Raw genomic sequence first — 21,270 nt, forward strand, 5'->3', positions numbered from 1 at the left:
TGTTATGCGATATTTAGATAATCGTAATAAATACCGTTTTTGCTTTTAATTTGTGTTTTATTTTCTCTAAACCAATTTAACGGAATTGATTTCCGTTCCATGTTTTCTTTTAAATACTCGTATTCGCTTATTGTGAGCTTATACAGTTCGTTTTCTTTAGTGAATAGTATTAATATAAACGCTAAGCCTTTTTGCTTATGTGCGTTCTTTAAATAGCTTTCTTGATGCTCTTGTAATCTACTAAATTCAAATCTAGGTGTATTACATTGTTTAGCATCGAATGAAACAAATTGACCTAGTGATACGCCTGTAAAATCAACTGTACTTTTCTTTGTATAACGAAATGTATTTTTTCTAGTGTTACCACTCATTGGCGTTGGTATTTTGTCTATCAATGCTAAACCTCGTTCTAAATATTGGTTGTTGGACTTCTCTATTACTTTTTCTAAAAAAGCCCCTCTATTCTTGTATATTGTATTAGTCATTTATGATTACTTCTTTTCTTTTTAATAAGTCCGTCAAATTATGAAACGACGGTGTACCAACATGTATTGGCATGATGTTTAAATTCTTAATTTCCCAACCGCCTATAATCTCGTCATTCTCGTTAATCATGACCAAACTAGGTTCGCCCGGTATTGAGTACATGAAATATCTATCGTTCGATTCTTCACTTATGTGTTCATCTTGAAAGTTTAAATTCTCATAGTTGATACGCATTGTAACGCCTCCAAGCCTAAAGTATCTTTAACCGTTACTTAACTTTAAATAAATAACTTTCGGGTCTTTCGTAAGCATCTTTAACATGTGCTTTTGGTTTATATGACATATAACCTTTAGTAAATTGATATATAGTTTTCGAACATTCCCAAATAGATATAACTAGAAATGCACGTGATAAACTTAATGCAATTTTCTTCATGCTATCCCTCTTTTCTTTAAATAACGTAATACGTTACTACTGTCATTATTATATCATTTGTAGCCTTGTAATTCATGTTAGATAAATAAAAAAACCATTGAAATTAATCAATGGTTAAAAGTTCGTACTTAATAAATAAAGGAGTTTGTAACATAGCTTTAAATTACGTCTGCAATTAAAAGTAAAACAAAAACTGTAAAAATATAAGGAAACAAATATATGGAAAAACTAAAAAAATAAGAAAGGTATAGATGAAATAATCTATAAATATATATTATAACGTATTACGTTATTTATCAACTCAAATGCAATAAAAAAAACAACGCCTTTTATTGACGTTGTTTAATAATACATAATATAGTATTGCGTTGATTTATACATAAACCGTTCTTATTGGTATTAATGTAAGTAAAAAGTACAAGGAATAATATAAGCGTATATTTAATATAACGTATAACGTTATTTATTGCAAATAAAAAACAACGGTCTGTCTATATGCAAACCGTTGTTACCCTGCTAAGTGGAGATATTAAATTTGAATGAATATAAAAGTTAGGTTTGAGCGACCTATTTATTATAATAACCTATTACGTTACTATAGTCTAATAAAAAATACTTGTTAGAACACCGTTGTGTCGATTAACAAATACACTGTGACGACCATATAAATAATTAAAGTAACTACAAACAAAAATATTCCAAATGCTATTTCGTTGTTGTCTTTATGTTCAATGCCTTTTTGTGCTGTAATCACACTATTAACCAATGGATATACAAGCAACACATAAGCTGTAATATAAAGAATAATTATTAACACCTACTTGTTATACTATTTTAAATTGAATAGCCTCTATATCCTTCTCATATAGCATGTGTGCTTTTTTAGTTTTATCGACAACAAACATTCTTGATATTTGATAACCTTCGGCGTGTATATCTTCAACGCAATCAAATATACAATCCTCAATCGTTTCATTTTTTGTTAAAACTGTTATTACTTCGCCCCTACGTATTTTATCAGTAATTAATTTTAAATTCATAATATCATATCCCATAACCAATATGCACCGGCACCCAATACAGATACTATAAAAAATGCTAGTGCAATCATTACAATTGCTACAAGTACGTTTATTACCTTGTTTTCGTTTTCACTAAGATTATTTTTCAATTTATCTTCATTCCTTTTATTTTGTTATTTGATTATCCATTACAAGAATCATCATAACGCCAATGTAAAGTGACCATACACAAACTAATGCAATTGTGAATGTTACTGCTACTTTTACATAACCCCTTTTATATGTTTCTCTAAGTTCTTGTGCAAAGTTGATTGTTTGATAAAACAAGAAAGCAAATGCAATTGACCCCACAACGTAAATCAAAGCGTTTAACATGTTTACCCTCCTTTTTTTATTCTTTTTGAAACTTCATTCAGCTTATCAGCATAATACTTCATTTTATTGCTAAATTGTTTCATATCCAATTTAACTTTTAACTCTACTGCATTTTTTGCCTCGACAATCATATAACTTTCATTCTCTTTTACTTTCTTCGCATCTATAAATACTTCGCCTGTATTGTGTTCTGTTTGCTTAACTAAATATTTCATTGCGTGACCTCATATGTTTTGTGGAATATATCCGGTTTGCATGGGTAGACTTCGCCGTTAACCCCTTTAATAATATAATCGCCTTTATTAACTAGCATATCTCCTTCTAGTGTGTTTACATACAAACGCTTTTGTTGTGTATCACTTTCAAAAACTAATTCGATTTGGTCGTTAGACCAATCGTATAAATCAACAATGTTTGTACCGTTTGTGTACTCTACAAACTCAATTTCTACCGGTTTTTTTCTCGCTTTGTTAATCATTTTTTGCCCTCCATTATTTCGTCTGCTTTACTTTTAACTTGTTGTCTTTCTATTTCTGCTACATTGCCTTGTGATTCAGTTTCTAACTTTAACGAATGTACAAAATACATGTTAACCAACCATTTAATAAATGCGTCTTTGTCTTGTATTTCGTCTAATTGTCTTTTTATAACGCCTGTCATTTAATCCCTCCTTACCTATCCGATGTAAACATTGCGGTTAATATACTTACTATTAGTGCGAAAACACTAATATATAAACCAAATTCATCTAAATTCATTTACCTAGCACCTCTTTTACTTTTTCGTATATATCTTTAGATTCCTGTTGAGCCGAAACCGTTTCGTCCTCTTGCTGTTTCATTGCTAAATTCATCTACTTTCTGTAATTCCGGCGTCCATATCGGAACAATAACCAATTGTGCTAACTTGTCGCCTTTGTTGATTTTGTACTTCTTGCCACTGATTATTTCAAACGGGTTGCCATTTTCGATTTTTTCGCCTTTGATGTCGTATACTAAAGGTTCATAACCTCGTTCTAATTCCTCGTTTCTTTGTAGTGTATGCCAATCCAAATGTTGTTCATCATTCTTAATATCAATCTGCATATGACCTATGTAACCGGCGTCAATCTTGCCTATTTCAATTACAAGGTTTGAACCGGTACTTACACCACTGCGACTTGTAAGTAATCCTACATAGCCTTTGGGAATGTTAACGGCTAAGTCTGTTTTAATCTTTGCTTTGTCTTGTGGTTCTAATATTTTTGTTTCTGATGAGAATATATCAAAACCGGCGTCTGTGTCATGGTGTCTTTCCGGCATTATTGCGTTCTCACTTAATAATTTTACTTCTAATGTATTGTTCATTGGTTCGCCCTCACATTCATTTTTATTTATTTCATCAAATGCTTTCGCTTTCTTCTCTAATTCTTCAACATATTCATTTTCAACATACACAAAACCGATTGGACGTGGTGCGCCTCCTTCTACCTCTAAATCTTCGCTATTCAATAAATTATTGCTATTTACGTTAAAAACTATTTCATCTTTCATTTACTCGTCCTCCACGTTCTTTTCAAACAACACATTGTTTTTTCTAGTTAATTCGTTTTTCTCATTTCGCAATTTACCGTTCTCACGTTGTAATCTTACGTTTGATGCCCTCACTACCGGCAAATCGTCTATTAATGTATCTCGTTCTTCCTTCATTTTTTTATATTCATTCAGCAAAGTATTATAATCATTTTCTAAACTTGATAAACTCGCTTTTAATTCTTTATTCTCTTGTTCAAGTTGTAATTTATTTTCCATTTCATGACCTCCGATTAATAAGGCACTAAGCCCAATTCTTTTTTTATTTCAGCAATACTTACTTTTTCAGCGTACATAATTCCACCACGTCTTTTTTTAATCGCTTTTTCTTCATGATACCGCCGGGTTGATGTCATGCTATCAAACATGCCCCCACTAATATTCATCTTCAACATGATTTCTTTACGTGTTCCGCCACAAATTACTTCATCGCCTTTATAAACTACATATTCATTTTCGGCTATACGTGGCATTTTCAAACCTCCTTACATAAAACTAAACAAATCTAACTGTTCTACTTCTTTTTGTTTAACATCTTCCACTTTTGGTAATTCACGATTGTATTCAATTTCATAATCGCCAATGAAAAAACCTTCAATTGCTCTTGTGTTGTTGTTCTCGTCTTTGCCTAAGAACATATCAATGTTGCCGGTTTCTCGTTTAAAAAACTCTATATATGCTACGTCGTTTATACCTACTTCCAATGCTTTATCTTTATTACAAACTTTTTCAATCATTTTATTACCCCTCTAGACTTTTTAAATTGTTATCAAAAATAATAAAGTTGTCGTTAATTTCTACTTTGATTCTTCCAATCCTAATTATTGCCGTACAGTCGCCGTTGTTATATATTAAGTCGTCCACAACCCCAAAATGAGATTGCGAATGACCTTTTTTAACAAACCAAATTTCCTGTTCTTGTATCAGCTCGTGTGTTTTTAAATACATATAAACCCCCTAACGTTACAAAGAAACTTATTACGTTACTCAATATTGTAATAAATCATCTAAACTTATTTGACCTAATTCAAATTCGCTTACAACGTCGAAATTTCGTTTAAATTCTTCTAATTGATGTTCGGTTAGCATTTCATCTTTGTAGCTTATATTCGTGCCTGTATGTCCTTTCAAATGGAAATCAATAGCATTTACTTTTATAACTGTCGCTACTTTGTTTCTTGAATGGTCGTAAAGGTAAAATTCCAATGTTATACCTCCCCGTCTAAATCTTTATCAAATTCGATTTGTACATCGTGTAACTTTGCTAAATCACTTGTAATTGATTCTGTAGGGTCTGTATATCGTGTGACTATATTACCTATCGTGTCGATTGATAAATTCATATTACTTAATTTTAATACGGCTGTTAACAATTCGTTGTAATCATAGTCTTTAACTTGATTAAAAATATCTTGCCATTGCTCGTTATTCGTTTCATATGTGACTAGCGCTATTATCTGTGGTGTGTCGTTCTTCGGACTAATACTTTTGTAGTCGATTGGAAACATAACCGAATGACTACCGATAAAATCGTTTAGTATGTTTTCAAATTCCGCCATGTTGTCCGTATAACCACTTATTGTTTCAACTTGTAAACTCATTTGTTGACCTCCTAGAATTGTTTCATCATTTGATTATATGTGACTTTCCAATACCTACTAATTTTTACTTTGTGCGTTTTATCTTGTTTAACTTTTTTTCTTAATTCTTTTGGTTTAATAACATTCTGTTTTTGAGTTTCGTGGTATTCTTCGATGAACAATCGTTCTTCTAAATCTTCTAAGTTCTCACTTACTTTTCGTTTTATCGCAATTTCAAAAGGTTCTCCTTTCGCAATGCGTGTATAAATTCGGTTCAAATCAACGCCAATCTCTACTAAATGTAAATATTGTTTGCTTGATAAGTGGTATAACTCGCCTTTAACTCTAAGTTGCTTATAAATTAATCCGTCGTCTGCTAGTTTAAAAGTTCTCGGTAATGAAATTGTTTCTTCAAGCGACCAACCTTGATTAATCCGTTTATTAAACATCTTGTTTGTTACGCTGTTTTTTCTCATTGTTTCTTTTTGTTCTTCCGTCAAATCTCTAATCGTTTCTATGTTCATCGTTCTTACTCCTTTTTAATTTCATTTATATATTTTGTATTTTTAATTTAGAACGGTAAATCGTCATCTTGTATATCAATTGGACCATTAGCATTAGAAAACGGGTTTCCTTGCGTTTGATTGCCTTGTGATTGGTTATTTTGCTGTTGCCAATTGTTTTGTGCTTGTCCTCGTTGTTGCTGTGGTTGTTGACTATTAAAGTTACTTTGTTGTTGTGATTCTTGGTTGTTTCTACCTGTATTGATTAACTGAATATTATCTGTAACAACTTCCGTTAAGTACACCATTTGCCCTTCATTGTTCTCAAACTGTCTTGTTTGCATACGTCCATGAATATTACATAAATCGCCTTTGTTCAAACGGTCATTCGCAATTTGTGCCGTACCTCTAAACGCTATAACGTTAATAAAATCGGCTTGATAGTTATTGTCTTTGTCCTTAAAACTTCTTTGTACTGCAAGCGTAAACCTTGCTACCTGTACACCACTTGTTGTTACTTGAAATTTAACTTCTTTTGTTAAACGTCCGCTTAACGTCACTGAATTAATCATTTTTTATTTCCTCCAATATCATAAAATTTTTCAACATAACTATTGTTTTTAAGAAATGCTTTTTACTTACTTCTTTTTCAAGCTCTCTATAAGTTTCAACAATAATATTTAATGCCTCGTTCCTACCTAAACGTTTTACATTTCCGTTTTGTTTTTCAAACACTTCTTTGTTAGCGAAAATACTTGCTATTGCGTATTTGATTATTCTTGGTTTTTCTACTTCAAAACTATTACTATCTGTTAATTTTAAACCCAATGCCTTAACTACTGATTTTGCTGTTTGATGTTCGTTTCGTACTTCCCAATTCTCTAATAAAAATTCAAATTCTTTCAAACCACCGTTTAACGCCTCGTTTATCATTTCGTTTTCTAAACCGCATAATAATTTTTCCATTTTATATCCTCCTACATCGCTTGTTGTTCGTTATCGTCATTAATTGATTGCTTGATTAAAAATACTGTCGATTGTGACGGGTACCAATTTAAAATCATATCTAGCACATCGTTAAAGTGTTTTTGTTTTAATTGCGTTCTAGTAACAATACCTGTCATACGCTTAATTTGACCGTTAATATCTTTGTACAACTCTTTGTTAACCTCGTTTGCATTTGGGAAGTTATACGCCGACTTGATGTATTTAACCCGTTTAGATACTGAAATACTAATTTGATTATATTCGCCTGTATCTAATCTTTGGTTTTCTTTCAAGTCGTGTACTTCATCTTGCAAGTAATCTACTTGTTCCTTTGTTTCCATTTGAGCTTTCATTGTTAACATCAATTGTTCATTAGCTGTCATTGGTGGTTGGTAACTTCCGGTTTTTCTAATTTCTTTTAAAATCTCTTTAACTTGTTTCTTAAATACTTTTGCAATTGGTTTTTGTGATTGCATTAACACTTCATAAACTCCTTGTTCTGTTAAAAAGGCTTTACTACCGCCACTATTACTATTTGTAATAGTGGTTTTTTCATCTTCATCAATTGTCATAAGCATTTTAGACACGTTGTAATAACCTTGACTTGTTTTACTGTAATCAATCCATTCTGCTATATCTTTCGCTAAGAACAATGGTTCTTCCGCTGTTCCGTAAATCGAAAAATCATTACCTAAAATGTCTTTCTGTTCCAAAACTTTTAATTCGTTCATAATCCAAAAAACCTCCTGTATTTTTACCTAGTTTCTTAATGCGTTACTTAAAATCAAATTTAAGGTATCTCATAAAGCGTATATTAAGCGAAATTACGTTTTTCGATACTTACTAACCGTTTACCTTTTTGTTTTAATTTGGTACTTATATTGCCTTTGTATAAACTAACGCTTTTTTCGTTAGGTTTAATTTCAACAATCGCTTGGTTATTTCGTTGTTTGTATAACTGTCTGTCGATTTGATAATTTAACTTGTCCTCGTCGCCGTCTGCGTACTCTACAACCTTCTGTGCGTATATTTCACTGCAATTTAAAACTTCTTGTATTTCTTTAATTAGCGTTACCATGCGTCGCCCTCCCTGTAATCATCGCCTAATACATTTAATCGTTTAGCATTAAACTTCATTCGTGAATAAACACGTTGCCAATTCAAATCATCGTTTAGTTGCTTGTTAGTGTAGTTTGTTGTGAATATGTTGTTTAGCCCTGTTCTATTATCGACTATATCCGATAGCTTATTTATTGCGTGTACGCTATCGTCTACGCCTACATCATCAAGAACCAATAAATCTAAATCGGTTAATTGCTTAATAATGTCCTCGATTGTTTCCGTTGCGTCACGTTTATAAGTTGATTTAATTCGATTCATTAATTTAGGTATGTGCATAAATGCCACTTTGTAACCTTGATTCTTCAACGCTTTAGTTATTGCAAATGCTAAATGCGATTTACCTGTGCCAATAGACCCATGTAATATTAATGATTTCGGATTATCTAACGAAAATGTTTTAACGTACTCTACAGCTATATCTTTTGCTCTTTGTTGCGATTCGTTTGTCGGTTTGTAATTGTTAACTGTAGCTTGTTTAATTGACGGGTTAATCTGTGACTGGTTAAACATTGCGTCAATCTTACGTTGTTCATGTTCTTGTTTACGTCTTTCGGCTGTTTCTTTTGCTTGTTTGATATTTTCACACTCGCAACCGTCTTTTACAGTGTAGCCACTTTCAAATTCGTGTAAGTCGTATTTATGACCGCAATATTCACAATATAAACCGGGTGTGACCTTTGTAGCCTCGTACTGTTTGAGTTGTTTTTTTAGTTTTGGACTTATTAATTTTTGCATTTGTTTGCCTCCTAATCCCAATAATTCGGGTCTTGCATTGCATCTTTCAACGCTTGCCCTTTTAATTGTCCGTCGGTGCCATTACTTTGTTTACTTCTTTGATTTTCTAGCGCTTGAATATCTTCAATGCTCTTAATACCTTTTTGGTACCATGCCTTTAATATTCCGTTTGCATAATTCCAATTAGTCTTGTTATTCATCAAAGATACTTTCATTGCCTCTATAACTATTTCATCGCCATGTTCTTTAAAATCATCTAACCATGCCCCTATTTGGTCTGCTATAAATGGTTGTAACATTCCAAAACCGTTTTGTTGGTAAAAATCAAACGATGATACCGATTGTTCTTTTGGTTTTTCTTGCTTGTCGTTCTTGCTAGATATAGGCATTACATTACTTTGTTTTTTAGATTCAAAATTTCTATGTTGGTTATAATAAGGGTCTAGTATGTGGTATACATTATGAAAGCCTTTAGCCGTCTTTTGTTTTGCTATATACAAATAACCTTTTTTACATAATGATTTTAAGTTAGTGTTTACCGTTCTCGTTGCCATGTTTATTTCTTCGGATATTCTTACAATACTTGGAAATGCACTATTTTTTTTACCGGCATACATTCTTAGATAAAGATATATTTTTAATTCGTTACCAGTAAGACTTGATAGTATTAAATCATTAAATGCTTTTACAAAATATCTATCTTGTTTTTCTACTTCGTCAATTATTGTTCCATTGACTTGATTTTCAAATTCCAACTCTTAACCTCCCAAAAACTACGACGATTTACTGTTCTCGTTATAGTTAATCTAGTTATAATTAATCTAGTTATAATTAATCTATATTACGTGTTAATTTTTAACATGTACCAATGTTAATTTTTAACATGTACCGATGTTAATTTTTAACATGGACCAATGTTAATTTTTAACATCACTTACCTTAACCTATGTTAATTTTTAACATGCTTGTTTTTACATACTCATACTACCGGCTGTTACGTCCTTAATTTCAAAAATATCTTCAAATTTAACGCCTAAGTTATCACAAATCTTTTGTGCTACTGCCGGCGCCGGACTTCTACGGTGTGATACAATCATAGAAATATAATTCGGTGTAATCCCACAACGTTTACCTAATTCAGTAAACGTTAATTCTTTTTGTAATAACAAAACTCTAAACTCAAAACTCTTTAAAACAATTTTTCTTTTCAAAATCATGTTTTAACCTCCTGTGATTAACTGATAAATACATTGTAACACAAATTGCGTTACTTGTAACGGATTACGTTACAATTTAGTTATAAAAAAGTTAATGCCAATAAATCAACTTGGCAAAAACTCTTTCATGTTCTGTTGTATGCGTTTCTATCCAATCATCTAAGTATCTTAATGATTCGCCCGTTACAAATTCTAATTCGTGTTCACTTTCGATAAACTCTTGATATATAATTTCATTTTCAGATAAGGGCGTTAGCATTAAAGCTACGCCGTTATCTACTAATTCAATGTTTTTGTTAAATTTAAAACCCTTATAAATGAATGTGCCTTTGTTACTACGCATAAATTAATTGCCCTCCTGTAACTGTGCCGGTTCGTCATTAACTTGTGAATAGTCTGTTACATCAATTATGTTTCCGTCATCATCTAATTGTTGCGCTTTACTGTCACTTGATACTGCGTCGTTCATTTCAATAGATTTAGGCGCAAATTTCAGTAAGTCTTTTAATACTGTCTTTTTAGCCATTGCGTTAAAATTTGTTTTCCATGGACTTTGCCAACCTTTTTGTACGGCTTTAGAAAATTGGTTTGCGTGTTGGTCTATCTTCGCTCTACTCCAATAAACAAAATCATAACCACCGTTTAACAAGTGATAAACTGCATAATATCCAATTGGTTCACTTTGTGGATTGTCTGCCGGCTTGTGTACCAAATCTTTTTGTAATCCGTACTGATATTCAAAATAATCTTCTTGGTACACTTCATGGGCGTAAATTGCCTTATATTGCTTACTGCGATTTGCTAGTTCAATCATACCTAAATACGAAACTTGCAATTGTACTTCTTTACCGTATGGAATCAAATATGCTTGTCCTAAATTTGTATTTGGTTCTAATCCAATTTGTGACGCTTGCATCAATGCCCCAATTAATGATTTAGGGTCACACTCTAATAATTTCGGCGTGCTTGATACTGCCGTCATGGCGATTCTTGCCATTCTGTCTGCGTTCATGTGTTTTGGTAATGCTTTTTGTATTTGGGGTGCCATTTGGTCTAACAAGTTACTAATTTGTTGTTTTGGTCCTACTGCCTTTTGTTGCGGTTGGTTGTTGCCGTCTTTCTTTTGTGTTAATTGATTTTTAAATTGATTTTGTGTAGCCATGTTTATATTCCTCCATATTTGCCCGTACAACGTATATACGGGCTATTATTTATTTTAAGTAGATTTATTCATAAAACTTAATTTCGCTTAATGTGTGCTTTGTGTATTCAATATAGCGTTACTTTGTTTCTTTATCCGTTACTTACTTTCAGTTTTTTAACATTCAAAGTACGTGTTGTACTTGATTTCTTAAATTGCTCGTATAATTCCGGGTATTCTTCTTTAAATCGTTTTGCATCAAATGATTCTCGATTTTGTTTCTTCCAACTCGCTTTGTAGTCTGATACTTCGCCAAACTCATTTTCGCCCAATAACTCTTTGAGTTGGTTTTGATGCCCTTTTAACTGTTTGTCTAATTCCTTTTGCTGTTCTTTGATTGCTAAAATACCTTTAAATAAAGCTGTTTTTTCTTCGTCAAAGTTTACTACGTCGGGTCTTGGGTTCTTCCAAAAGTTGTTTAACGCTTTTGAAGTAACTTCGCTATCGTCTGCCGGTGGTCTTTGACCTTTAACGATGTATTCGTTCCAAAACTCAACTTCGGCATTTATAATATCGTTTATGATTTCTTCGTCACGTTCGATTGGTTCGTAATGAAATTCACTGTTTCCAAACAATACGGCTATATAAACAACGTCCACGCCTGTTACTGCCATGTAGTGATAACATTGTGCCATGTAGCTTGCCGGTACGTTTCCGTCTTTCCATTTATCCTTTAGAAACTCACTTGTTGTTTTACATTCTAGCAAAGCATTTTCGCCAATTACTACTCTATCAACGTTTGCACTAATAAAATCATAATCTTTGTGATACATCATTTTGTTATGCTTGCGTACTTTTTTACCTGTTGCATCTTCAAATAGTTTCGCTACAAATTGTTCGTTGTAATGACCGAATTTAACTTGTATCTTGTCGCTTATATCTTCTTCGTATTCGTCCGCCCACAATTTCTTTTGCCATAAAGTGAAAGGACTTTCGTAATTGTTCATACCTAAGATAGTACCGCAATCAGAACCACCGATTGAGTGCGTTCGTAATTGTTTCCATTCTTCATCGCTCATATTTTTAGTATTAATTGATTTTAGTTTATTCATTTGATAAGACAAATGTTTAACCTCCTTGTATAATTAACCCATGCTTTAAATAAGCATAATCTCTTTTTTTAATTACATTTTTTATATTTTGGCGTTCGGTTGACAGCCGGACGTTTTTTTATTTCAAAAAATAATAAACTTCTTTAGTGATATTAAAGTTAGCGGTATTTTTTAATAAACAAGCCATAGTTTCCAAAATATCATTTTGGTTACTCCCACAAATTACTTGGTCAAAAGTATTACTACTCATTTCATAATATTTATAATTTGATTTTGTTTTACGTTTAATAACAATTTCATAATCTGCAACGCTTAAAACCACATTTTCTTTTTCTTGCTTATAACCACACTTAAATGTTCTTGCAAACCTTTTTATTGTTTCCAATTGTTATACCTCCCATTTTTAACCTCTTATGTTTCTTTCTTCTCTCATTTCGTCGTGTGCGCTTTCTTCTAAATATCCGAAAACATTTTCTTTTTCGTCCTCGTCGTGCATTGCGTCAAATTCTGCTAAACCATAAATTTGTCTGATTAAATCATTCATTCGTTAACCTCCAAAAGTTTTATTTTAGTTACTAGATAACTTATTACGTTACTTTATTACAAAAAATTTTTAACGTAATATCTTCCTATTTGTTTTATACCAAATGCCATACCCATAAAAATAAAGAAATAAAGAAATGTAAGCCATGTACCGTCGTTAACAAAATATGATGTTAAATGACTAAATACAAAAGTTAATGTAATACCAGTAAATAATAACGTTATATTAAACAACTCTTTTAACATTTTCATTGTCTTTTTCCTCCCAAAATAATGTATCTAATGATTCATTAAAGGTTTTTGCTATCGTTATCATTTCAGTGGAAGTAAAATCAGAATGTCCGTTTTCCTTGCTGTTATATGTTTGTTTTGAAATGTGTAGCAAGTCGGCTAGTTTCTGTTGCGTGAATCTGTTTCTCTCTCTAATGTTTGATAGTTTGAAATTTTTGTTTCCTTTTTTCAATTTTTATTCCCCCTCAAAATCTATATCAAAATAATCTTCAAGTTTGCCACCTAAATAATGACTAACTCGTAACGCCCCTTTAAGCGATTGTGCTTTACCATTAATAATATTCGTGAAATAAACACGTGACATATTAATTTCTTTTGATGCCTCAATATTATTAAGTATCTTCTTTTCTCTAAGTTGTGATTTTATCTTGTCTTTCATTGGTGTAATAACCAAGTGATGACCTCCCAAGTATTTTTCGAAAGAGTTTATACTTTCTTCAAAATCTTTCTTTCACAATAGTAATACAAAATTTAATATTTGTAAACAAGAAAATTACAAAAAAGTATTAAAACACGTTACTTTTTAGTGTATACTAACCTTATAAGTTACTTGATATTGATATAAATTATTGTGAGGGGGATTCGATGAGTAACAAAAAAGCTAGACCAAGAGCAAGCAAAGAATTAACAGATGTTCTTTTTAATGCTCGTAAGAATAAAGGTTACAGTTTGCACCAAGTTTCTAATAAAACCGGATTATCACACACATTCATTTCTGAATTAGAACATGGCAAACGTATGACACCAGTACCGGAAGATTTAAGAAAATTGGCAGATGCGTTTGATATAGATTATGAATATCTAATGGTTAAAGCTGGTTACTTAGATGAACCAAGAAACAATAATGAAGATGAATACTTTATGTTTAGGGATAAAGATGCTTTTGATAGTTTACCAAGTGAGGATAAAGAAAAAATCTTACTTACACTACGTGAACAAGCCGATTTTATGATTTCTAAATACCGAAATAGTAAGGGGGATTAATCAATTGGAAGAATATAGCAAAAATCTTAAATTTCTAAGGAAACAAAGAGGTATGACACAAAAAGCATTAGCAGATAAGACCGGACAAAGTAAACAAATCATATCAAATTTGGAACGTGGTTATACTTCGCCAAATAACAAGCAACTTTTAAAATTAGCACATGCACTTGATTGTACGACTAACGACATTTTGGGAGATGTTGAAAATACTAAAAGAAACTATCAATCAATCATGTTTAAAGATAAGGAATCATTTGATGAATTATCAAGTGAAGAAAAAACAAGAATCATACAGTCGTTGGAGGACCAAGCCGACTACTTAATAGCAAAAACTATAAAAGAAAAAAACGATGAAACATAGCATCGTTTATTTTTTTCACAAAAAATACATCAATGTAACTTAAAAGGGAGTAATAGTTATGCTTATAGATGATAAAGTTAATGAGTTAACAAATGAATTAAATGTAAACAATGTAGAATTTACTATTGAAGGAATAGCAGATTACTTAAATATAATAATCGTATACAATGAACATATGAGTTGTACGATGAAGATTAAAAGTTATGACATAATTTATATAAAGCAAGATGAACGCTGTAAAATGTGGGAAGATTTTACGCATGAATTAGGTCATTATATGCTACACGAAACAGACCAACGCAACATGAACGATATGTTTAATAAAAAACAAGAAAATGAGGCTGATAAATTCAGTTTGTTAATACGTATGCCTCAAAAAGAAATTGAATTACATGAATTGTTTACTGAAAAAGACTTAATGGTTTTTTATGATGTTGGGCATGGTGTAGCTAGAAAACGTTTAATTAGTTTATGCAATTATTATTGTAATGATGAAGTGAGTATATCAAATGACTGTTCATAAAGACCCCAACACAAATAATTGGTTCTATTCTGTACGTGTTGAAAATGTACAAGGCGAAAAAGTACATAAGAAAAAACGGGGGTTCGCCAAAAAGAAAGATGCCCTAATTGCCCAACAAAGATTTTTAGAAACATACGATACAGACATTGAAGAACAATATACATTTAGAGAAATCGCCGAAAGATTTATGCGTTATTCTAAAGGACGAAAAAAAGAAACTACTATTTATAATCAGAATAATCTGATAAATCATATTCTGATACCACACTTTAAAACCACACCGATTAAGAATATAAAGCCAAAACATATCGACGACTTTTATCAAACTATTTTCGATAAATACAGTAATTCCATGTTAAGTAATATACGACGTAATTTATCGGCTATATTTAATTTTGCTGTTAACTTCTACAACTTATCACGTAACGTTGTAAAGGTTGTATCACTTCCAAAACATGAAGAACGTCGCAAACAAGAGTATTGGACTATTGATGAATTTAATCACTTTATAAATGTAGTAGATAACGTGGTATATAAAACGCTGTTCATGGTCTTGTTTTGGTCCGGCGCTCGTAAAGGCGAAATATTAGCCTTACGATATTGCGATGTTGATTTTGAAAATGAAGAAATAGAAATAAATAACTCATGGAATGATAAAACAATCACTACAGTTAAAACCACACCGTCGGAACGTACAATAACAATACCAAAACACGTAATAGAACAATTAAAAGAATTAGAACAATACCAATTAGAAAAATTTAAATATATTAATAACGATGATTTCATTTTTACAGTTAGAACAATAGCAAAACCAATGGCATTATCAAATGTTAATAAACAATTTAAGATTGGTATTGATAAAGCGAATGTTAAACCAATAAGAGTACACAACTTGCGACACTCACACGCAACATTGTTAATTAACAATAACGTACAGTTGTATACTATTTCTAAGCATTTAGGACATTCAGATATAACCACAACTGCGAACACATACGGACATTTATATCCGAACACTGAAAAGGAATTACAATCCGTATTAACTAACGCTTATAATAATAGTTTTTAGTTTTGTTGCCAATTTGTTGCCAATAGCAAAAAGAACGGGGTTTACTAACACTTATCAAAGTGCTGTAAACCCCGTTCTCATGCCTTATTTAGGCTTTTTCATTTGGTCTTGCTGATTCTTGTTCATCATCGTCATCATTTGATTTATTTTCTTTTGAGATGGTTTTTGACCCATTTGCATCATCATCATACGTAGCATTTCTTCGTTAATTGGTGGGTTCTTTTTAAGATAATCCATCATATATTTTCTTGCAAGGAAAAATCCACCGACTAGTCCTAGAATTAGTGCTAACACGATTAATAAAATTGCTAACCAAGTTGCCATTGTTTCACCCACTTTCCTATCCTAATGAATTTTACTAAAATTGGTGCTCCTTTTCAAGAGCAACTCAATTAATATATATTTTTTCAACCTTATGTATTATATCAATTACAAAATCAATTTGTAAATATAAGCTATGCTTTATATCTAATAATAAAAATTGGTATGAGAACTTTCGCTCTCATACCAACAATTTAAATAATTAATTATATTAATTAGAATGTTTGTATTTGATTCAATACGTTTTCTTTAGTGAAACCATATTTTTCAATTACTAAATCGCCAGGCGCACTTGCACCAAATCCATCAATTGCGATGACTTTGCCTTGTGTGCCGACATATTTATGCCAACCAAGTGGTGAAGCCATTTCAATAGCTACACGTTTTGTAATTGATGATGGTAATACTGATTCTTTATACTCAGCAGATTGTTGATCGAATGCATTCCAGTTAGGCATTGATACAACACGAACGCCTTTACCTTGTGCTTCTAAATCTTTTGCTGCATCTACAGCAAGATTAACTTCAGATCCTGTTGCTAATAATAAGAATTCTGCTTCTTTGTCAGATTCAAACACTACATAAGCACCTTTACGTACGCCCTCTTCAACTGTTTCTTTTGGTAAGTCCATTGTTGTAAGGTTTTGACGCGTTAATACTAATGATGTTGGTGTACTTTCTGATTCTAGAGCTACTTCCCAAGCCACACGTGTTTCGTTACCGTCTGCAGGACGAATCACATTCATATTAGGAATCGCACGTAAACCAGCTAATTGTTCGATTGGTTCATGTGTTGGACCATCTTCACCAACAGCAATTGAATCATGCGTAAAGATGAATGTTGAATTTAAGCCCATGATTGATGATAAACGAAGTGCTGGTTTTAAGTAGTCACTGAATACGAAGAATGTTGCACCGTATGGATGTAATCCACCATGTGCAGCCATACCATTTACTGCAGCTCCCATTGCGAATTCACGCACACCAAACCAAATATTTTTGCCTTCTGGTGTATCTTTGTCAAAATCAGCCGCATCTTTTACGTTTGATTTGTTAGAACCAGCTAAGTCTGCTGACCCACCAAAGAATGAAGGTACTGTTTTACTTAATGCTTGTATTACTTCACCAGAATCAGCACGAGAAGCACCACTATGGCCAGCTTCGAAGTTTGGTAACTCATCTTTATAATTTACTGGTAATTTACCACTAATAGCTAGTTTAAATTCTTCAGCTAAATCTGAGTACTTACTGCTATATTCTTCAACAAGTTTATTCCATGCTTCTTCGTTTTCGTTAGCACGTTTTAGCATAGTTTGTTGGAAAATTTCATATACTTCTTCAGGCACATTGAAACGTTTTTCAGGATCTAAACCATAATTTTCGAAAGCTAATTTTCTTTCGTCTTCACCTAATGGCGCACCGTGCACACCATGAGAAGCTTGTTTGTTTGGTGCACCATAACCAATAATTGTTTTAACTTCAATTATTGTAGGTACATCATTAGACTTCGCTTCTTCAATTGCTTTATCAATTGCTTCGATATCATTACCGTCTTCAATTAAAATATGCTTCCAACCGTATGCTTCGAAACGACCTTTAACATCTTCAGAAAATGCTTTATCTAAATCACCATCTAAAGAAATATCATTTGAATCATATAAAACAATTAGTTTATCTAATTGACTATGACCTGCTAATGAAGCAGCTTCATGTGAAACACCTTCCATTAAGTCACCATCAGAAGCAAGTACATAAGTATAATGATCTACAACTTGTGCGTCATCTTTATTAAATTTACCAGCTAAGTGTTTTTCTGCCATTGCCATACCAACTGACATAGCGAAACCTTGTCCAAGTGGACCTGTTGTTACTTCAATGCCATCCGTATGTCTAAATTCAGGATGACCAGGCGTTTTAGAATCCCATTGTCTAAATTGTTTTAGCTCTTCTAATTCTAAACTACCTGAAACATGTAATAAACTGTATAATAACGCAGACCCGTGTCCCGCAGATAATACAAAGCGATCTCTATCAAAGAAATCTTTTGATTGGGGGTTAAAGTTTAAATGACGCGTCCATAAAGTATAGGCCATAGGAGCAGCGCCCATTGGTAATCCAGGGTGACCTGAGTTTGCTTTTTCAATAGCATCGATACTTAACGCTCTAATCGTATCTATCGCTAATTGATCTTTTTCTATATTCATCTAACATGACTTCCTTTCTTCTAGCAAGATTCAATACCATTATACATTAATTTTCTTCTATTTAACAAAAAAGTGATTTAGTTTTTATCTTCTTTGTCTTTAGAATCTAATATTTTTTTCACTTTATTAGGTGTAACATCATTTCCTTCTGAATCAATAATTCTAGTACTTTCAATTTGTTGCTTGAACTTGCCTCTAAATTCGTCTAAATAAGCTTTGCGCAACTTAGATTGCTCTTTGGCTTCAATTTGAGTAAGTCCCTGTTCTTTTTTCTTCTTTGCTAATTCATTAATACGTTCTAAATCTACGCTACCCTTGTTAGCCATAGTTAACCTCCGTAATTTATAATCTAGGAAAAATATAACAAAAAAGTGAGCGAAACTAAATCGTTTCGCTCACTTTATCCCTATTTACTATTAACATGCTTGCTTTCCCAAATCACTTCTATTTAAAAAATTATTTAACCGCTGCTATAACCGGTTGTTGTTCGTGTTCGCTATTCTCTTCGATTTTCACATTGTATTGTTCGCTTTGTGCTGGTTCATGCGTTATTTGATGATCGGTCATTTCGTACGTCTGTTCTGATTCTGCATTGTTATGTGCACTTAAAATAAATAATGCGCTTAATAGCATCGTAACAAGTAACACTGTTACATACGCTTTTATTTGGTGTTTATATATTTTCAACATTAATAGCCACTCCTAGAACGTTTGTTTGTATTTACACCTTACCAGAACACTTGTTCCGAGTCAACAAGAAACGAACAAACGTTTGTAATATATATATATGCATGCTATAATAAAAACAAATTAATCTAGGGAGTGCCTACTATGAGAGAGTTAACAAAGCGACAAAGTGAAATTTTCGAATATATAAAACAAACAGTTCATTCAAAAGGATATCCGCCAAGTGTAAGAGAGATTGGTGAAGCCGTAGGATTAGCATCAAGTTCTACAGTGCACGGTCATTTATCAAGATTAGAAGAAAAGAGTTATATAAGAAGAGATCCTACTAAACCTCGTGCAATTGAAATTGTATCAGAACAATTAGGTGATACTTTAAATATGGAAGAAACTATTCATGTTCCTGTAATCGGTAAAGTAACAGCCGGTATACCGATTACTGCCGTAGAAAATGTTGAGGAATATTTCCCGTTACCCGAACACTTCACTTCAACTCATAATAGTGATATTTTCATTCTCAATGTCGTTGGAGACAGTATGATTGAAGCAGGTATCTTAGATGGTGATAAAGTAATCGTTAGAAGCCAAACAATCGCTGAAAATGGAGATATTATTGTTGCTATGACTGAAGAAAATGAAGCTACTGTTAAACGGTTCTATAAAGAAAAGACACGTTATCGCTTACAACCTGAGAATAGTACAATGGAACCTATCTATTTGGAACATGTAACTGTATTAGGTAAAGTTGTAGGCCTATTTAGAGAAATGTAATTATAAATTGAATCCTTTAAAAACACTCTCACAAAAATAAGAGATTGAGCAATGAGCTCAACCTCTTATTTTTTGTCTTTTTTATCTAAGACTTCTTTTACTTTTTCAAGTATATCTTCTGTTTTATCTTTTTTATTTGTTGTCATAACTTATTCATCCTCACAAATTATAAGATACCCTCTTATAACAATCAATAAACACTATCCACTGTAATTTTCAGTCCAATAAGGTTGTCTATCTTCATTAAAGTCGACACCTACACCTAATGTTTTGAATTCTTTTTTTAGTATGTTCTTTCTATGTCCCAATGAATTCATTAAACCTTGGTGTGCATAAATGCTACTTGTTTGACCATAAGCTAGATTTTCACCTGCTGCATTAAAATCATGACCGTCAGCTTCTAATCTGTCGAATGGTGAATCACCTGATAAATTATCATGATCAAAATAATCATGCTCTGCCATATCTACACTATGTTTTCTAGCAGTATCAGAAATACTAGCCGAATAATTTAACGAGGCTAAATCACGTTGGACTCTCTCAGCGTTTACTAAATCAAAGTTTTGTAATTCGAAACTTTGCGCTAACCCTTCTGATGGTGCAGCGTATTGTTGTTGTAAGCGGTTTTCCATTTTTTCACTAACTTGTAAAAGTGCAGTTAAGTTATTGTTCTCATGTTTGTCGTAAAAAGCTGTTGTATAAATCTGATCATCATGGAAATTGTCGAATTCGTCATCTTGCACATCAAATTTTACATGACCTTTTTCTTTTTCAGTAATAGGTTCACCTAATCTATCTCTAACGACTTCTTTGGGTGTTCCATATTTAATTTTTGATTTTGATGAAATCACATTCTGATTACTATAAAGTGCATTTACTTTATCATCAATGTAACTCACCATCACAAATGATCTATAATCACCAGAGTAGTAAGTATGCCAATTTGTACCGTACTCACTAGAAGTCACACGTTGTGCGTCTCCTAACTTTTTGTCAACTTCATCTTTAGTCATGTTCATTTGAATATTATTCACAGCAAATTCTTGTTCACTCGGCACTTTCAACGCATCATCAGAAGTAGATTGTTCTGATGTCCAACCATCCACTTTTGATTTAAACTGTTGTTGTAACGATGTCATAGGAGCTGTTTCTTTGATTGGAACGACTAATACTATGATTAACAAAACAACTATATATAATAAAATTTTTCTGATTTTATACACCCACTA

General features: G+C 32.3%; 42 protein-coding genes. 5 read left to right on the plus strand and 37 right to left on the minus strand.

From position 1 onward, the window contains the following. Positions 1 to 2 precede the first annotated feature (2 nt). The 32 genes from AAA453_RS09345 to AAA453_RS09500 all read right to left on the minus strand — a co-directional run bounded on the left by AAA453_RS09345 (position 3) and on the right by AAA453_RS09500 (position 13,515). Positions 3 to 485 (minus strand): Holliday junction resolvase RecU, encoded by a 483-nt coding sequence (locus AAA453_RS09345; protein ID WP_427704584.1) that lies wholly within the window; start codon positions 483 to 485, stop codon positions 3 to 5. Further along, a complete protein-coding gene (locus tag AAA453_RS09350) occupies positions 478 to 720 on the minus strand; it encodes a hypothetical protein (RefSeq protein WP_270893070.1) in 243 nt (80 codons plus the stop codon). The genes AAA453_RS09345 and AAA453_RS09350 overlap by 8 nt, the downstream gene beginning before the upstream one ends. Before the next feature lie 34 nt (positions 721 to 754). Next, positions 755 to 922, minus strand: coding sequence for a hypothetical protein (locus AAA453_RS09355; protein ID WP_423164694.1), 168 nt, complete (start codon positions 920 to 922; stop codon positions 755 to 757). Positions 923 to 1,746: 824 nt separating this feature from the next. Further along, positions 1,747 to 1,962, minus strand: coding sequence for a hypothetical protein (locus AAA453_RS09360; protein ID WP_427704587.1), 216 nt, complete (start codon positions 1,960 to 1,962; stop codon positions 1,747 to 1,749). Beyond that, on the minus strand, positions 1,959 to 2,093 hold the full coding sequence (locus tag AAA453_RS09365) for a hypothetical protein (RefSeq protein ID WP_427704590.1): 135 nt from the start codon (positions 2,091 to 2,093) through the stop codon (positions 1,959 to 1,961). The genes AAA453_RS09360 and AAA453_RS09365 overlap by 4 nt, the downstream gene beginning before the upstream one ends. Positions 2,094 to 2,109: 16 nt before the next feature. Further along, positions 2,110 to 2,319 carry a hypothetical protein gene (locus AAA453_RS09370; RefSeq protein ID WP_427704593.1) on the minus strand — a complete coding sequence of 70 codons (210 nt, stop codon included), beginning with the start codon at positions 2,317 to 2,319 and terminating at the stop codon, positions 2,110 to 2,112. Positions 2,320 to 2,321: 2 nt separating this feature from the next. Beyond that, positions 2,322 to 2,534 carry a hypothetical protein gene (locus AAA453_RS09375; RefSeq protein ID WP_427704595.1) on the minus strand — a complete coding sequence of 71 codons (213 nt, stop codon included), beginning with the start codon at positions 2,532 to 2,534 and terminating at the stop codon, positions 2,322 to 2,324. Further along, complete coding sequence (locus tag AAA453_RS09380; RefSeq protein WP_427704598.1) at positions 2,531 to 2,797, minus strand: hypothetical protein; 267 nt, start codon at positions 2,795 to 2,797, stop codon at positions 2,531 to 2,533. The genes AAA453_RS09375 and AAA453_RS09380 overlap by 4 nt, the downstream gene beginning before the upstream one ends. After that, a complete protein-coding gene (locus tag AAA453_RS09385; RefSeq protein ID WP_427704600.1) occupies positions 2,794 to 2,979 on the minus strand; it encodes a hypothetical protein in 186 nt (61 codons plus the stop codon). The genes AAA453_RS09380 and AAA453_RS09385 overlap by 4 nt, the downstream gene beginning before the upstream one ends. Positions 2,980 to 3,113: 134 nt before the next feature. After that, the gene (locus tag AAA453_RS09390; protein ID WP_427707058.1) at positions 3,114 to 3,665 is read right to left on the minus strand and encodes a dUTP diphosphatase; all 552 of its coding nucleotides are present in this window, start codon (positions 3,663 to 3,665) and stop codon (positions 3,114 to 3,116) included. Positions 3,666 to 3,851: 186 nt separating this feature from the next. Then, positions 3,852 to 4,109, minus strand: coding sequence for a hypothetical protein (locus tag AAA453_RS09395; RefSeq protein WP_427704603.1), 258 nt, complete (start codon positions 4,107 to 4,109; stop codon positions 3,852 to 3,854). Positions 4,110 to 4,123: 14 nt separating this feature from the next. After that, positions 4,124 to 4,363 carry a hypothetical protein gene (locus AAA453_RS09400; protein ID WP_427704605.1) on the minus strand — a complete coding sequence of 80 codons (240 nt, stop codon included), beginning with the start codon at positions 4,361 to 4,363 and terminating at the stop codon, positions 4,124 to 4,126. Between the two features lie 12 nt (positions 4,364 to 4,375). Further along, positions 4,376 to 4,627: a hypothetical protein gene (locus tag AAA453_RS09405; protein ID WP_427704607.1), complete on the minus strand. Its 252-nt coding sequence runs from the start codon at positions 4,625 to 4,627 to the stop codon at positions 4,376 to 4,378. 4 nt (positions 4,628 to 4,631) lie between these two features. Beyond that, complete coding sequence (locus AAA453_RS09410; RefSeq protein WP_427704610.1) at positions 4,632 to 4,838, minus strand: hypothetical protein; 207 nt, start codon at positions 4,836 to 4,838, stop codon at positions 4,632 to 4,634. Positions 4,839 to 4,877: 39 nt separating this feature from the next. Next, positions 4,878 to 5,096 (minus strand): hypothetical protein, encoded by a 219-nt coding sequence (locus AAA453_RS09415; RefSeq protein WP_427704613.1) that lies wholly within the window; start codon positions 5,094 to 5,096, stop codon positions 4,878 to 4,880. A 2-nt stretch (positions 5,097 to 5,098) separates the two neighbouring features. Beyond that, positions 5,099 to 5,491 (minus strand): hypothetical protein, encoded by a 393-nt coding sequence (locus tag AAA453_RS09420; protein ID WP_427704615.1) that lies wholly within the window; start codon positions 5,489 to 5,491, stop codon positions 5,099 to 5,101. Positions 5,492 to 5,502: 11 nt separating this feature from the next. After that, a complete protein-coding gene (locus AAA453_RS09425; RefSeq protein WP_427704617.1) occupies positions 5,503 to 5,994 on the minus strand; it encodes a hypothetical protein in 492 nt (163 codons plus the stop codon). 47 nt (positions 5,995 to 6,041) lie between these two features. After that, on the minus strand, positions 6,042 to 6,545 hold the full coding sequence (locus AAA453_RS09430) for a single-stranded DNA-binding protein (RefSeq protein WP_427704620.1): 504 nt from the start codon (positions 6,543 to 6,545) through the stop codon (positions 6,042 to 6,044). Further along, complete coding sequence (locus AAA453_RS09435; protein ID WP_427704623.1) at positions 6,538 to 6,939, minus strand: hypothetical protein; 402 nt, start codon at positions 6,937 to 6,939, stop codon at positions 6,538 to 6,540. Before AAA453_RS09435 ends, AAA453_RS09430 begins: the two co-directional genes overlap by 8 nt. Positions 6,940 to 6,950: 11 nt before the next feature. Continuing rightward, positions 6,951 to 7,691, minus strand: coding sequence for a BRO family protein (locus AAA453_RS09440; protein WP_427704625.1), 741 nt, complete (start codon positions 7,689 to 7,691; stop codon positions 6,951 to 6,953). Positions 7,692 to 7,774: 83 nt separating this feature from the next. Beyond that, positions 7,775 to 8,038, minus strand: a complete 264-nt coding sequence (locus AAA453_RS09445; protein ID WP_427704628.1) for a hypothetical protein — start codon at positions 8,036 to 8,038, stop codon at positions 7,775 to 7,777. Next, positions 8,032 to 8,817 carry an ATP-binding protein gene (locus AAA453_RS09450; protein WP_427704630.1) on the minus strand — a complete coding sequence of 262 codons (786 nt, stop codon included), beginning with the start codon at positions 8,815 to 8,817 and terminating at the stop codon, positions 8,032 to 8,034. The genes AAA453_RS09445 and AAA453_RS09450 overlap by 7 nt, the downstream gene beginning before the upstream one ends. 11 nt (positions 8,818 to 8,828) lie before the next feature. Beyond that, positions 8,829 to 9,572, minus strand: a complete 744-nt coding sequence (locus AAA453_RS09455; RefSeq protein WP_427704632.1) for a DnaD domain protein — start codon at positions 9,570 to 9,572, stop codon at positions 8,829 to 8,831. A 216-nt stretch (positions 9,573 to 9,788) separates the two neighbouring features. Beyond that, positions 9,789 to 10,034, minus strand: a complete 246-nt coding sequence (locus AAA453_RS09460; protein ID WP_427704635.1) for a helix-turn-helix domain-containing protein — start codon at positions 10,032 to 10,034, stop codon at positions 9,789 to 9,791. Positions 10,035 to 10,125: 91 nt separating this feature from the next. Continuing rightward, entirely contained in the window at positions 10,126 to 10,377 is a 252-nt protein-coding gene (locus AAA453_RS09465) for a hypothetical protein (RefSeq protein ID WP_423164669.1), read from the minus strand. A gap of 3 nt (positions 10,378 to 10,380) precedes the next feature. Next, the gene (locus AAA453_RS09470; RefSeq protein ID WP_423164667.1) at positions 10,381 to 11,196 is read right to left on the minus strand and encodes a recombinase RecT; all 816 of its coding nucleotides are present in this window, start codon (positions 11,194 to 11,196) and stop codon (positions 10,381 to 10,383) included. Positions 11,197 to 11,327: 131 nt separating this feature from the next. Next, the gene (locus AAA453_RS09475) at positions 11,328 to 12,299 is read right to left on the minus strand and encodes a YqaJ viral recombinase family protein (protein ID WP_427704637.1); all 972 of its coding nucleotides are present in this window, start codon (positions 12,297 to 12,299) and stop codon (positions 11,328 to 11,330) included. Positions 12,300 to 12,405: 106 nt separating this feature from the next. Next, positions 12,406 to 12,672, minus strand: coding sequence for a hypothetical protein (locus AAA453_RS09480; protein WP_427704639.1), 267 nt, complete (start codon positions 12,670 to 12,672; stop codon positions 12,406 to 12,408). An 18-nt stretch (positions 12,673 to 12,690) separates the two neighbouring features. Further along, on the minus strand, positions 12,691 to 12,831 hold the full coding sequence (locus tag AAA453_RS09485; protein WP_196769877.1) for a hypothetical protein: 141 nt from the start codon (positions 12,829 to 12,831) through the stop codon (positions 12,691 to 12,693). A 56-nt stretch (positions 12,832 to 12,887) separates the two neighbouring features. After that, positions 12,888 to 13,082, minus strand: coding sequence for a hypothetical protein (locus AAA453_RS09490; RefSeq protein ID WP_423164661.1), 195 nt, complete (start codon positions 13,080 to 13,082; stop codon positions 12,888 to 12,890). Next, positions 13,057 to 13,293, minus strand: coding sequence for a helix-turn-helix transcriptional regulator (locus AAA453_RS09495; protein WP_427704642.1), 237 nt, complete (start codon positions 13,291 to 13,293; stop codon positions 13,057 to 13,059). Before AAA453_RS09495 ends, AAA453_RS09490 begins: the two co-directional genes overlap by 26 nt. Positions 13,294 to 13,296: 3 nt before the next feature. Beyond that, the gene (locus AAA453_RS09500; RefSeq protein ID WP_423164658.1) at positions 13,297 to 13,515 is read right to left on the minus strand and encodes a hypothetical protein; all 219 of its coding nucleotides are present in this window, start codon (positions 13,513 to 13,515) and stop codon (positions 13,297 to 13,299) included. A gap of 191 nt (positions 13,516 to 13,706) precedes the next feature. On the opposite strand from AAA453_RS09500, the gene AAA453_RS09505 reads away from it, so the two are divergent. The 4 genes from AAA453_RS09505 to AAA453_RS09520 are packed head-to-tail and all read left to right on the plus strand — an operon-like array spanning position 13,707 to position 16,061. Continuing rightward, the gene (locus AAA453_RS09505; protein WP_427704644.1) at positions 13,707 to 14,105 is read left to right on the plus strand and encodes a helix-turn-helix domain-containing protein; all 399 of its coding nucleotides are present in this window, start codon (positions 13,707 to 13,709) and stop codon (positions 14,103 to 14,105) included. 4 nt (positions 14,106 to 14,109) lie between these two features. Continuing rightward, positions 14,110 to 14,466: a helix-turn-helix domain-containing protein gene (locus tag AAA453_RS09510; RefSeq protein ID WP_427704647.1), complete on the plus strand. Its 357-nt coding sequence runs from the start codon at positions 14,110 to 14,112 to the stop codon at positions 14,464 to 14,466. A 58-nt stretch (positions 14,467 to 14,524) separates the two neighbouring features. Next, positions 14,525 to 14,989 carry an ImmA/IrrE family metallo-endopeptidase gene (locus AAA453_RS09515; protein WP_427704649.1) on the plus strand — a complete coding sequence of 155 codons (465 nt, stop codon included), beginning with the start codon at positions 14,525 to 14,527 and terminating at the stop codon, positions 14,987 to 14,989. Next, complete coding sequence (locus AAA453_RS09520; RefSeq protein WP_423164650.1) at positions 14,976 to 16,061, plus strand: tyrosine-type recombinase/integrase; 1,086 nt, start codon at positions 14,976 to 14,978, stop codon at positions 16,059 to 16,061. The genes AAA453_RS09515 and AAA453_RS09520 overlap by 14 nt, the downstream gene beginning before the upstream one ends. A gap of 84 nt (positions 16,062 to 16,145) precedes the next feature. On the opposite strand, the gene AAA453_RS09525 is transcribed toward AAA453_RS09520, so the two are convergent. The 4 genes from AAA453_RS09525 to sosA all read right to left on the minus strand — a co-directional run bounded on the left by AAA453_RS09525 (position 16,146) and on the right by sosA (position 19,276). Next, positions 16,146 to 16,385: a YneF family protein gene (locus tag AAA453_RS09525; RefSeq protein ID WP_427704652.1), complete on the minus strand. Its 240-nt coding sequence runs from the start codon at positions 16,383 to 16,385 to the stop codon at positions 16,146 to 16,148. 212 nt (positions 16,386 to 16,597) lie between these two features. Further along, positions 16,598 to 18,586 carry a transketolase gene (gene tkt, locus AAA453_RS09530; RefSeq protein ID WP_069815888.1) on the minus strand — a complete coding sequence of 663 codons (1,989 nt, stop codon included), beginning with the start codon at positions 18,584 to 18,586 and terminating at the stop codon, positions 16,598 to 16,600. 77 nt (positions 18,587 to 18,663) lie between these two features. Further along, the gene (locus tag AAA453_RS09535; protein ID WP_069815891.1) at positions 18,664 to 18,912 is read right to left on the minus strand and encodes a DUF896 domain-containing protein; all 249 of its coding nucleotides are present in this window, start codon (positions 18,910 to 18,912) and stop codon (positions 18,664 to 18,666) included. A 130-nt stretch (positions 18,913 to 19,042) separates the two neighbouring features. After that, entirely contained in the window at positions 19,043 to 19,276 is a 234-nt protein-coding gene (gene sosA, locus AAA453_RS09540) for a DNA damage-induced cell division inhibitor SosA (RefSeq protein WP_069815893.1), read from the minus strand. A gap of 141 nt (positions 19,277 to 19,417) precedes the next feature. On the opposite strand from sosA, the gene lexA reads away from it, so the two are divergent. After that, positions 19,418 to 20,041, plus strand: a complete 624-nt coding sequence (gene lexA / locus AAA453_RS09545; protein WP_069832155.1) for a transcriptional repressor LexA — start codon at positions 19,418 to 19,420, stop codon at positions 20,039 to 20,041. Positions 20,042 to 20,241: 200 nt separating this feature from the next. Here lexA and AAA453_RS09550 read toward each other — a convergent pair whose 3' ends face one another. Next, the gene (locus AAA453_RS09550; protein WP_427704654.1) at positions 20,242 to 21,264 is read right to left on the minus strand and encodes a CAP-associated domain-containing protein; all 1,023 of its coding nucleotides are present in this window, start codon (positions 21,262 to 21,264) and stop codon (positions 20,242 to 20,244) included. Positions 21,265 to 21,270 lie beyond the last annotated feature (6 nt).

This window comes from Staphylococcus parequorum (assembly GCF_039237145.1).
Classification (GTDB): domain Bacteria; phylum Bacillota; class Bacilli; order Staphylococcales; family Staphylococcaceae; genus Staphylococcus; species Staphylococcus equorum_A.